Genomic DNA, 12,332 nt, shown 5'->3' on the forward strand with positions numbered 1-12,332 from the left:
CCCAAACAAGTAAATCCAAGTCTCCACTCCCAAGGGGACATTTTATGCCATAAGTCCTATAAAATTCAAGTTAAAAATAGAACAAATTGGCAAATCCGGTAAAATCGCTCGCAACTATTTACAAATAAATAGCTTATGTACCCAAATCAGCTTCAACAGCCGGAACATTAGGCATAGTGCCCGGCAATGTCGGTACTTTTTCGATTACTCGCATCGTTTTCCATTTGCCGGACAGAAAACGCAGCAGGAACAAAATCGCCAGCGCACAAACATACCCCGCAAGCGCAGCCCATGCGACATACAGCCGAGCCTGCCCCTGCAAATGAGTTACCGCAAACCAACTTGGAATAACCATAATCAGCCAGTTGAGCCAGATTGAGCGGTACATTACGTATTTTGTATCGCCTGCGCCTTTTAACGCAGCGGAAAAAATAATATTACCGGTATCGAAGATGCAGTAGAAGCTCACGAAATAAAGCAGCGTTTTCGCGATTGGTCTGATTGCGTCCATCTGCTCTTTCAAAGCGCCGAGTCCGAACGGCAGCATAAACAAATCCGGCACAAGCCAATAACTGGCAGCAATGACAATCATATAACCGAACGTCAGCTTCGCAGCCGACCATGTAGTCTTCTGCGCAATGTGCGGTTTTTCAGCGCCTATTGCCCTGCCGACAAGAATGCTTGTCGCCATACCGAAACCAATCATCGGCATAAACGCCAGCATATTAATTTGAAATACCATCGATGAAGCCGCGAACGAAACAGCATCGATTCTTCCGATGAAAACAACAAACAGCGTAAAACCCAAAACATCGAGCATAAACTGCACGCCACTCGGAAAGCCGTATTTCATCAGTCTGCCAAAAAGCTCTTTGTCGAAACGGTTGTTGAGCGTTCCGAATTTTTCACGATAACTCGGCCACAGGAAAATCACAAAATAAATCACACACGATACAACATTCGCAAGTATCGTCGCTACTGCCGCGCCGGCCACGCCCCATTTCGGAAAACCAAAATGCCCAAAAATCATCGCGTAATCGAACACGACATTGATGATTGTTTTAAGTAAATTAATCCACATCACGACCCACGTTTTGCCTCTGCCGGTCAGGAAGCAGGAAATCGCCGAATCGAGAATGCCGGGCATTGCGCCCAAAAGCATAAACCTGTAATAGGTCAGTTCATATTCGTTAATCGGCGGCTTATGGCCGATTAGAGCTATCAAAGGTTTGTCAAACAAAGCAAACCCAGCCATCATCAGACCGGCTGCGAACGCGAAATATGCGCTCTGCCAAATCGCAGGGCCGATTCGATGCTGCATTTTCGCGCCGTCATACTGCGAAACGAAAGTGCCCGCGTAAGTGGCGGTGCCGAGAAACAGACTGAACGGAACAAAACTTAAAACGCCGCCCATCATCGCTCCGCTCATCGCGTCGCGGTCGAACCACATCAGGAACATACGGTCAACGAACATTTGCACCGTCATCGCAGAAGTGCTTAATATCAGCGGAACCGCGATTTTAAACACTTCGCTGCATCCGCCTTCGTTCATATTTTTGTCAGTTAAATTTTCCATTGGTCGTATATAATACAAATTAAATATCAAAATGTAAAAATCAAAATGACAAATCAAAATGCAAAAATAACCCGCAGTTGGTCTCATTTTGAATTTTAAATTGTCATTTTGCATTTTAATTTTTGATTTTTGATATATAATTCATTCAACACATATATAATTTCAGATTGGTTAATTATGGTAGATACTGACATAGCAATAATTGGGGCCGGGCCTGCCGGAATGCTGGCGGCAATCACCGCGGCTCAAAACGGCGGAAAAGTCGCACTTTTCGAGGCAAATACCTCCGCTGGCAGAAAACTGCTCGTTACAGGCGGCGGCAGGTGTAACCTCACTCACGCCGGCAAACCAGACGAGATAATAAAGACTTTCACGCCTTTCGAGCGGTTCGTTCGCCACTGCATTTACGAATTTCCGCCGACAAAGGTAGTGGAATTTTTCAAAGACCGCGGCCTGGACAGCGCACCCGACGAAGACAACTGCGTTTTCCCAGTTACAAATTCCGCTTCGGATGTTAATAATATTCTGCTTGCCGAATTGCAAAAAAATGATGTACAAATTTACTACGGCAAAAAAATTCAGACCATCACAAGAGAAAATGATTTGTTTATTATCCCCTGCGGGAAATTTACCGTTTCAGCGAAATCACTAATCATCGCAACCGGCGGCGTAAGCTGGCCGCAGACAGGTTCGACCGGCGACGGGTATAAATTCGCCTCGGCGCTCGGCCATAAAATTGTCGAGCCGATTGCTGCGCTGGTTCCGCTGATAGCGGACGAAAAATTCTGTGTCGAGCTTGCCGGATTGGGACTCCCAAAGGTTTCGATAAGCTGCAAGATAAATAACAGGAAATTCACATCGACCGGCGCAATGCTTTTCACGCATCACGGAATCGGAGGCCCTGCTGTCTTTGATTTGAGCAGAAATGTCGCCGGCATTTCGGGAAATAATTACAAAGTATCAATCGATTTTATGCCGGAAATAAAAGCTGAAGATTTAGACAAAAAACTTACCAAGCTTTTCGCCCAAACGCCAAAGCGGAGTGTCGAGCAGATTATGTCGCAATTCTTCTCCAAAGCGATGGCGAATATAATCTGTCAGCAGAGCGATATTTTGAAAACGCCCGCAGGACAGGTAAATAAAAAATCACGTCAAAATCTCGTTGAAACTTTGAAAAATTTTCCGCTGACGATTACTTCCACACATGAAATAGAACGTGCAACGGTTACTCGCGGCGGAGTCGATACCGCCGAGATTGACAGCAAGACGATGCAGTCCAAAATCGTCAAGGGCATGTTCTTTGCCGGCGAGGTAATGAACGTTGACGGCCCCTGCGGCGGATATAATCTACAATTCGCGTTCGCAAGCGGTTTTATAGCTGGAAAATCATCTGTGGAGATGCTAAAATAAGGTATTCAAATAATAAATAAGGATTAATATGGTAGATGGTGCAAAATTAAGACGATTCGGTGTCGATAAGCTCGCGTTTTTGATTCTGCTGATTATTGGGATGGGCATTGCGCAGTTTGTTATTTCATCAAGGACGACGTTTGAGCTTTCCGAGGCGATAAAGCTCAAGGGTACAGGCCTTGAAGTTTCGCTGCCGAAATCGGGAAACTGGAAACAAATCACGAACGATTTTACTTATATTGAAAGGGAATTTCGCCTTGCCTCACAATTGCCAATCAGCAGCGATTCGGGCATATCGGTAATTTGGCGATATTTCCTGCTTCCTTCAAATGAATCGGCATCCGAAAAATTTGAGCAGTATGCCACAGGCCTGCAGGGACACATCGTTTCGTCCGGCACAAAACAATTCGGCCAATTCAATTTCGACTTCGCAAAAATTGAAGCAGGCACTCTGACCACTTTCATCGGAACAACAGTTTTGCCGAACGACAGAGTCCTGACTCTCGAAGTCAGCCAAAAAGGCACAGGCGTCGAGCTTGCGGAGAATGTTTTCAAGACGCTGCTTGCCTCGGCTAAATATTACGATGAAAATTCGTTCGCAAAAGGCGCCGAGTTCCTCAAAAAATTCAAGACAACTTTTATGCCGTCCCTTGCCGACGACGACTTGACCGGACAGATTATTTCGGATTACTTCCGAATAAAGGATGCTTCTGGTAATTCCATCGGTTTCACTACCGATTCGCTGAATTACACTGCCGAGCCGAACGACAATTACAACCTGACGCTGTCATCGCTTTTTTTCTTTAGCCCTTCGTCAAAGACGCTGGCCGAACAGTCTTGTTTTCGTTCGGACATGAATTTAACTATTTTCGAATGGCTCGTGAAAGAAGGCGATTTGCAGGCCAACCGTCAGCAGACGATTCGTCTTGTGCTTGACTCCAACAGCATTATCACAATCGAAAAATCAGGACGTATTCAGCAGCTTCTGTTCACGAACATTATGATACCGGAATGTTTATTTGATATGATAGTAGCCGAGTTTCTCAAAAGCGATTACGATACAATTTACGTCGAAGCGATACTTTCCGACGGCAGACTTGCACCGGTGCTATTGTCGAGAATTAAATCGTCTGAAACCGCTGCGCTGCCGGAACGCTCCGCTGCACAGGCCGATTTTTTCGGCGAGTTTGTCGCAACCCACAAATGCTATTATGACGGCAGCGGACACCTTGTCTCGTCTGATATTCAAAGCGGTATATCATATCGGCGTGAAAGAACCACAAGAGCTTCCATCTTCGCGGACTTCCCGCAGTGGCTCACAAAGATTCAGAAGATGGAACAATCTCAAAACGTGAAAAAAAAGAGCAAATAACCAAAGGATTGTAATTATGGCGGACAATATTTACGACAGTATAATCATCGGAGCGGGCCCTGCCGGTTTGGCGGCGGCTCTTTACAACGCAAGAGACAGATTTAAAACACTCGTACTAGAAAAATTCTTCCCCGGCGGACAAATCATCAACACCGACAGAATTGAAAACTATCCGGGCTTTGAAAATATCTCCGGCCCCGACCTTACCGAGAAATTAAAACAGCAGGCCGAGAAATTCGGTGCGGAAATAAAAACAGAAGAAGCGCAAAAGCTGACAAAACTGCCGGACGGTAATATCGAGATAAACTGCGGCAAAAAGACGTTTATAGGCAAATCCGTGATAATCACCTGCGGAAGCAGTTATCGCAAACTCGGCGTGCCAGGCGAGGAAGAATTCCGTAACGCAGGCGCAGGCGTGAGCTATTGCGGCACGTGCGACGCTCCGTTTTTCAAGGGCAGGAAAGTCGTCGCAGTCGGCGGCGGAAACACCGCTGTCGAAGAAGCGCTTCATGTCGCAAAATTCGCAGCCGAACTTACTCTCGTCCACAGACGTCAGGAATTTCGCGCAACGCCCATCCTGGTCGAAGAACTTATGCAGAGCGTTTCGCCAAAGGGAAATATTAAACTTCAGCTCGATTCGGTTGTAACAGCGATTGAAGGCAATAAAAAAGTTGAAAAGGTAAAAGTTAAAAACGTAAAGACCAATGCGGAGGAGTACATTCCCTGCGACGGCATTTTTATTTTCGTCGGCACTATTCCCAACACTGACTTCTTAAAGGGATTCGTGGATTTAACAGACGATGGTTTCATTAAGTGCGACCAGGGCAATCTGCGAACGAAAGTTCCCGGCGTTTTCGTAGCCGGCGACTGCCGAGTCGGAGCGGCTATGCAGTTAGCCACCGCTGTCGGCGATGGTGTCAACGCGGCTATTCTGATGAAACAATACTTCCGCGATGTAAACTGGTGGAGTAAACCGTAAAATCGAAGATTGTCGAAGACCCCTTTGGGGTAGATGGAAGAATGAAGATTTGAAAAAAAACGCCTTCGGCGAATTTTATAAAACAATCTTCAATATTCAATCTTCTATCTTCAATTATCTTTTCGACGTTTTTACATATTCGCGTTTTTCAGCAATGCACTTATACGCCGGGCGAATAATTCTTCCGCCGCTGACGATTTCTTCAATCAAATGAGCGCACCAGCCGGTAATTCTCGCAACCGCGAAAAGCGGAGTAAAAAGCGAAGTCGGTATGCCGAGCATTCTGTAAACAAAGCCTGAATAGAAATCAACATTCGGACAAACTTTCTTGTCGGACTTCTTTATCTCTTGGAAAATTTCCGGAGCGAGCCGTTCAACCATCGAATACAAATCGTATTCCCAACCAAGTTCTTTCTCTTTTGCAAGTTTTTGAGCCTGGCCTTTGAGCAATTCGGTACGCGGGTCGGAAATCGTATAAACCGCGTGACCCAAACCGTAAATCAAACCGCTGCCGTCGAATGCCTCCTTTTTGACAATTTTCGTAAGATAATCGGCAACCTGATTTTCACTTTCGATATTCTTTACGTTCTGCTTGATGTCTTCCATCATCTGAATAACCTGAATATTCGCACCGCCGTGTTTGTAGCCTTTGAGCGAACCGATAGCCGCGGCAATCGCAGAGTAAACATCCGTATCAGCGGACGTAACGACGTGCGTTGTGAACGATGAATTGTTACCGCCGCCGTGTTCAGCGTGCAGAACAAGGCAAAGGTCGAGCAAATCGGCTTCCATCTTTGTGAATTTTTTGTCCGGCCGAGTCAGCATCAGGAAATTTTCCGCGGTCGAGAGCTTCTCGTCCGGCGTGTGAATATAAAGACTTTCGCCGTCATAGTAATGCGATTTGGCCTGATAGCCGTAAGCGGCAAACGTCGGAAATCTTGCGATTAGGCCTATGCACTGACGCAGAACATTTTTCAGCGAGCGGTCTTCGGGCGTTTTGTCATACGAATACGCCGCCAGAACACTTCGCGCGAGTTTATTCATAACATTATCGCTCGGCGCTTTGAGAATCATATTTTCCGCAAAGCCGTCAGGCAGTTTTCTGTTTTTGCCGAGCAGGTGCGTGAATTTCGTTAAATCTTTTTTCTTCGGCAGTTCACCGAACAAAAGCAGGTACGCTGTCTCTTCAAAGCCGTGGCGTTTTTCTTTTTGAAAGCCCTCGACCAAATCTTCGATTTCGATTCCGCGATAGCGCAGTTTGCCCGGCACAGCGACTTTTTCTTTTTCGTTGATGATATAGCCGTGCACATCGCCGATTTCGGTCAGGCCGACGAGCACACCGGTACCATCGGAGTTGCGCAGACCGCGTTTGACGTCGAATTTAACGAAAAGCTGCGAGTCGATTCGGTTGCTTTCCTTCGCGAGCCGAGCTAATTCTGTCAAAAACGGGTCTTTGGGCGTCTTTTCCGGCACAATGCCTTCAATATCCGGAGTTCTTGCGTCTGCCATTTGTTCACCTGATTAAACATGAAATCACTTAAAAAAAACGCCTCATCACACGATAAGACGGCATAATATAATGAATAAGGATGTTTTATGCAAGATTTTCTTATTTTAAACTCTCGGGCTGCTGTGCAAAACTCTCATTTTTTCTTCTAAATCACAAAATAGTTCCAGGGTTGACTTATCCTGCCTTTTCTGCGATACTTACGGCCAAAATGAAAGTGTGTTTTTTAAAGGTCTAACGAATGAAGGCAGCAGAAATGAAAAAGGGGCAATCCATCAAATGGGATGGCAAGCTCTACATAATTATCGATTTTGAACACGTCAAGTGCGGCAAAGGCGGCGCGATTTTCCAGACAAAGCTCAAAAGCATTACCGACGGCCTGATTGCCAACGCGCGTATCCGTTCGGAAGAGTACATCGAGGAAATTAATCTTGATAAAAGAAAATATGAATATCTGTATTCCGAGCCGACCGGCCATGTGTTAATGGACATGGAAACGTTCGACCAGATTACGCTAGATAACGACGCTTTCGGCGACGGAAAAAAGTATCTGCTGCCGAACACTGAACTGCTCGTAAGTTCGTATGAAGGCAAGCTGATTTCCGTAGTCCTGCCGAACAGCGTTGACCTCAAGGTTACGGACTGTCCGCCGGAAATTAAGGGCGCAGCAGCGACAGGCCAAAAGAAAACCGCAACGCTGGAAACAGGCGCCGTCGTGTATGTTCCAACGTTCGTTAAAGTTGGCGATGTCGTCCGTGTCGATACGCGAACAGGCGATTACGTTACAAGAGTTTAAAATAATCCGCCGAAGGCGACTCCGCAATTTTGATTTTTGATATTTAATTTTTGAATTGATTATATGGCAAGTGCATTTAATAAGTTTCTCGTAAAAATCTTCGGCTCACGCAACGAAAGGCTCGTCAAGGGTTATATGTCAACGGCTCTTGCGGCCTGCGAATTCGAGGAGCAAATCAAAACGCTGACCGATGACGCTCTGACGGCAAAGACGCAGGAGTTCAAGGCCAGACTCGCCGGCGGAACAAACCCAGGTGATATTCTGCCTGAAGCGTTTGCGGTCGTTCGCGAAGCGGCTCGCAGAAGCGTTAATATGCGGCACTTCGATGTCCAACTCATCGGCGGCAATGTGCTATATGATGGCAGAATCGCTGAAATGGCAACCGGCGAAGGCAAAACTCTCGTCGCAACCCTTGCGGCATATCTTGTGCACCTGACCGGCAAAAAAGTCCACATCGTTACAGTCAATGATTATCTGGCAAAACGCGACAGCGAATGGATGGGGCCGATTTATACAACATTAGGCCTGACAGTCGGCGCGATTCAGGCCGATATGGACACATCAGGCGATGAACGCAAAGGGCAATACGCCTGCGATATAACTTACGGCACAAACAACGAATTTGGTTTCGATTACCTGCGCGATAATATGAAAATCTCCGCCCAGCAGCTCGCACAGGGCCCGCTCGAATACGCGATTATCGACGAAGTTGACTCGATTCTTATCGATGAAGCGAGAACGCCTTTGATTATCTCCGGCCCCGCTTTCGACGATGTCAGCAGATACAAAAAAGCTGACGGCGTCGCCCGCAAACTCATCCAAATGCAAAGCGAGTACGACCGAATCAAAACGCAGCTTGACAACGCGCATAAAACTCTCGCAAACGCGCAGGGCGAATTGTCAGATGCGAAAAAATCGAAAGATGACGAAAGAGTACATAAAGCACAAACCGTTATCGATAAAAGCAAAGAAGAAATCGCAAGTGCAGAGACAAAACTCGAATCCGCAAAACAATATTACGAAGTGGAAATCGACCGCAAAAGTGCGCACATGAACCACGACGGCACAGGCGCTGCACAGGATTTAGTCGGCGTAGGTTCGTTCTTTGTCGGAGCGAATACCGAGTGGAAACACCTAATCGAGCAAAGCCTTCGTGCTCACGCCGTTTACGAACGCGAAAAAGATTACGTCGTAATGGATGGAAAAGTCGTAATCGTCGATGAGTTCACCGGCCGATTAATGCAAGGCAGACAGTGGTCAGACGGCCTGCATCAGGCCGTTGAAGCAAAGGAAAACGTTCAGATAAAAGAAGAATCACAGACGCTTGCGACAATAACGCTGCAAAACTTTTTCAGACTTTACGAAAAAATCGCGGGAATGACCGGCACAGCCATTACCGAAGCAGATGAATTTTCGCAGATATACAAACTTGAAGTCATTACGATACCGACAAACAAACCATGCGTCCGAGACGACAAAGAGGATATGATTTATAAATCGCTGCACGAAAAATTCAACGCGATAGTCGATGAAATCAATCTGGCAAGCCAGTCCGGCAGACCGGTTTTGGTCGGCACAATCAGCGTCGAGAAAAGCGAAGCGATATCGAACGCGCTTACGAAAAAATACGGCCTGGAACACGAAGTGCTAAACGCAAAGCAGCACGCACGTGAAGCGTTGATTGTCGAAAAAGCAGGCCATCAGCACACCGACCGCCGCGGCAATCTTTGCGGAAACGTTACAATCGCGACAAATATGGCAGGTCGCGGAACGGATATTAAATTAAGTCCGAGCGTACTTTTCCAGGTCGCAAAAACCGAAACTATTGAAGACGAAAAAGTCTTCACACTCAAGCAAGGCGGAACCGATAAAGAGATAACGTTTAAATCTTCTGAGCCGCTTGCGAACATCTTTCAGGTCGAGAAAAAAGACCCGCAGCAAGTAGGCGGTCTGCATATCGTCGGCACAGAGCGCCACGAATCAAGAAGAATAGATAATCAGCTTCGCGGCCGAGCCGGTCGTCAGGGCGACGCTGGCTCAAGCCAGTTCTTCCTGTGTTTCGATGACGACTTGCTGAAAATATTTTCGCCGGAATGGACGGTAAAAGCTCTTTCGTGGGTCGGCTGGGAAGAAGGAATGCCGATTCAGAACCGTCACATCAGTAAAGGCGTAGAAAAAGCACAGAAAAAAGTTGAGCAGCGAAACTTCGAGGCACGAAAAAGCCTGCTCGAATACGACGAGGTAATGGACTACCAGCGTAAAACTTTCTATTCGCGCAGAAGACAGGTAATCGAGGGCAAAGGCTTAAAGGAAGTTATCACCGCGATGCTCGAATCGACCGTTGATCACGCGGTCAGCGATATTCTGTCGGAAGGCTACCGGTTCAAAGCGATTTCAGAATGGGCGAAAGTCGCGTTCGGTGTCGATGTCAATCCCAAACGTTTCGACGGCCTTGAAGTTGAAACCGCCGAAGAGCTGATTAAGAAAATCGCCAGAAACGAAGCATCGAACAATATTTCCGTAACACTCGGCGAATATCTCGAAGACTTCGACGACAAAAACACGTGGAATATCGAATCGCTTGTAAAATGGGCTATGACTGCGTTTAGTGTGAATCTTTCCGGCAGTAAAATTCGCCAGATGACCGCAGAGGAAATCGAGCAGAATTTGAAAGACGCCGCAGCCGAGCAGATAGATAAAAAAGATTGTTCGCCTTTACAATCATTCCTCGACACTGAATTTTCAACCAGAACATTCACAAACTGGGCTGCGAACAAATTCGCAATTAAGCTCGAACCGGACGAACTGAAAGGATTAAGACCGGAGCAGATTTACGAAAAACTTATCGAGCAGGTTCGCGCACGTTACGCCAGACGCGAAATAGAGTACCCCGTCGAGTTCGCGATGAGTATGACATACCGCCCCGACGGAATAAACGTTTATGCGTTTGAAAGCCTGTCGCGATGGATAGCGGACAAATTCGGAAAAGTAATGACGGTCGGCTATCTTCAGGACACCGCGCCGCACGTTGTGCACGCCGAGCTTATGAAAATCAGCGAAGAATACTACACCACAGGCCTTGAAAAGGAAATCGACGAAAAAATCGCTGCGTTAAACGCAGAACAGCTTCTTGAATGGGCGAACACAAGATTCAGAGCAAATCTGAAAAAAGATGAACTTGTGTTTAGCAGTCGTCGGCACGACGACTCGTCAGCGACCGGTAACATAAATTCCGCTAAGGAAAAACTGGTCGAAGTCGGCAAAAATTTCCTGCGAACAGAGCTTACGGAGTTGGAAAAATATGTCCTGCTGCAATTCTACGACACCGCGTGGAAAGACCATCTTTATTCGATGGACAGGCTCAAGGAAAGCATCTTTATGCGTGCGTACGCTGAAAAAGACCCGAAGATTGAGTACAAGACCGAGGGCTTTAGAATGTTCTCCGATATGCTGGACTTGATTGAGGATAAAGTTACGGACACGATTTTCAAAGTGCGTCTTGAAGCAGGCACAAGGTCAAGAAATGTTTTCCAGGCCGGCAAAACACAGCACGCCGAAGTGAACCAGTTCGAGATGTCCGAGCAGCAAAGAGCGGCGGCACAGGCTCCGCAGGGTGAAGCGGCAAAGGTCAAACAGATTGTGCACGACAAACCGCGAGTCGGCCGCAACGACCCGTGTCCCTGCGGCAGCGGCAAAAAATATAAAAAGTGCTGCGGACAAAACGGCTAATAAAAAATTGAAGATTGAAGAAGGAAGAATGTCGCAGCCCCCCGAATCTTTAGGATTTTTGCTCCTTGAACGCAAAAATCAGAGGGGGAAGATTTAAGGAACGCCTGCGGCGGAGTATTTATAAAAATCTTCAATCTACAATCTTAAATATTCAATTCCCTGGTGTCTTTGTGGCTATGTCTTTTTAATCCATCTGCGTCGAAAAACGCCGCGGATTCTATCCGTAAATGAAAGCCCCATTCTTTGCGTAGATGCCGAAAAATCTATATTTCGTAAGTCTTTCGATTTTGTTTTTTGTTTGAATAGCGAAGAGATAAACAGCACAAATGAAATTTTTAAATTTTCAATCTTAAATCTTAAATCTTCAATTTGTTTCATTATCGCACTATCGCAGTTTTAGTTGCCGCAAGCAGTCTTTCGCCCGTCAGCGTATCAATCTGCCTCTGGTTAAACAACTGGTGTCTTTCCATAATTTCAGGAGCGTCGTTATAATATTGTTTAACCGCGTCGATACCGCCCTCGGCCAGCCCTTGAGTTTTATAATCGACATCCAAAAGCCATCGGCTCATTTCGTCGTTCTGTTCCGCGGGAAAAATCAAAACTGTTACAAACTTATCATCGCTGTACTTTGCCAGATGTACTTTCGCCTGTGTCGGCGGAGCGGTTGCAATCGCAGCGTTTACCAATTTTTTATAATCGGTTCTTGCGGCTGTTTCATCCGATTCATAGAAGAACATTCCAGTTTCAAGCTGAAAGATTCCATTCGGCACGCCTTTGAGTTCCATTTTGCCGTCAGCGTAAGCCCTGTAAATTTTATATACTTTGATATCCTGGAACTTTTCGCTTTCCAAAAGCTCGGCCACTTCTTCAGCCGTAAAGCCGACACCGCTGTGCCCGCCAAAATCAACTACATAAAGTCCCGTATATCTGTCCGCGTTTTTTATTTCCGGTAATTTCATTTAT

9 protein-coding genes and 1 pseudogene are annotated in these 12,332 nt (G+C 46.4%); 6 read left to right on the forward strand and 4 right to left on the reverse strand.

Annotated features, from left to right (window positions below):
- Positions 1-133 precede the first annotated feature (133 nt).
- Positions 134-1,576, reverse strand: coding sequence for an MATE family efflux transporter (locus LLF92_00220; GenBank protein MCE5339537.1), 1,443 nt, complete (start codon positions 1,574-1,576; stop codon positions 134-136).
- 129 nt (positions 1,577-1,705) lie between these two features.
- Between LLF92_00220 and LLF92_00225 the strand changes: the two genes are divergently transcribed.
- The 3 genes from LLF92_00225 to LLF92_00235 are packed head-to-tail and all read left to right on the forward strand — an operon-like array spanning position 1,706 to position 5,337.
- On the forward strand, positions 1,706-2,986 hold the full coding sequence (locus LLF92_00225; GenBank protein ID MCE5339538.1) for an NAD(P)/FAD-dependent oxidoreductase: 1,281 nt from the start codon (positions 1,706-1,708) through the stop codon (positions 2,984-2,986).
- A 28-nt stretch (positions 2,987-3,014) separates the two neighbouring features.
- Entirely contained in the window at positions 3,015-4,358 is a 1,344-nt protein-coding gene (locus LLF92_00230) for a hypothetical protein (GenBank protein ID MCE5339539.1), read from the forward strand.
- A 16-nt stretch (positions 4,359-4,374) separates the two neighbouring features.
- Positions 4,375-5,337 (forward strand): FAD-dependent oxidoreductase, encoded by a 963-nt coding sequence (locus LLF92_00235; protein MCE5339540.1) that lies wholly within the window; start codon positions 4,375-4,377, stop codon positions 5,335-5,337.
- Positions 5,338-5,451: 114 nt separating this feature from the next.
- On the opposite strand, the gene LLF92_00240 is transcribed toward LLF92_00235, so the two are convergent.
- Positions 5,452-6,846, reverse strand: a complete 1,395-nt coding sequence (locus tag LLF92_00240; protein ID MCE5339541.1) for a citrate/2-methylcitrate synthase — start codon at positions 6,844-6,846, stop codon at positions 5,452-5,454.
- 239 nt (positions 6,847-7,085) lie between these two features.
- Between LLF92_00240 and efp the strand changes: the two genes are divergently transcribed.
- From efp to LLF92_00255, 3 genes and pseudogenes are all read left to right on the forward strand, one after another.
- Entirely contained in the window at positions 7,086-7,640 is a 555-nt protein-coding gene (gene efp, locus LLF92_00245) for an elongation factor P (protein MCE5339542.1), read from the forward strand.
- A gap of 63 nt (positions 7,641-7,703) precedes the next feature.
- Positions 7,704-10,334: pseudogene (gene secA, locus LLF92_00250) on the forward strand (preprotein translocase subunit SecA).
- 351 nt (positions 10,335-10,685) lie between these two features.
- Positions 10,686-11,369, forward strand: coding sequence for an SEC-C domain-containing protein (locus tag LLF92_00255; protein ID MCE5339543.1), 684 nt, complete (start codon positions 10,686-10,688; stop codon positions 11,367-11,369).
- Positions 11,370-11,543: 174 nt separating this feature from the next.
- On the opposite strand, the gene LLF92_00260 is transcribed toward LLF92_00255, so the two are convergent.
- Together LLF92_00260 and LLF92_00265 are read right to left on the reverse strand one after the other, a co-directional pair.
- Entirely contained in the window at positions 11,544-11,747 is a 204-nt protein-coding gene (locus LLF92_00260) for a hypothetical protein (protein ID MCE5339544.1), read from the reverse strand.
- A complete protein-coding gene (locus LLF92_00265) occupies positions 11,747-12,328 on the reverse strand; it encodes a hypothetical protein (protein ID MCE5339545.1) in 582 nt (193 codons plus the stop codon). The genes LLF92_00260 and LLF92_00265 overlap by 1 nt, the downstream gene beginning before the upstream one ends.
- Positions 12,329-12,332: the final 4 nt, after the last annotated feature.

The organism is Planctomycetaceae bacterium (genome assembly GCA_021371795.1).
Classification (GTDB): domain Bacteria; phylum Planctomycetota; class Phycisphaerae; order Sedimentisphaerales; family UBA12454; genus UBA12454.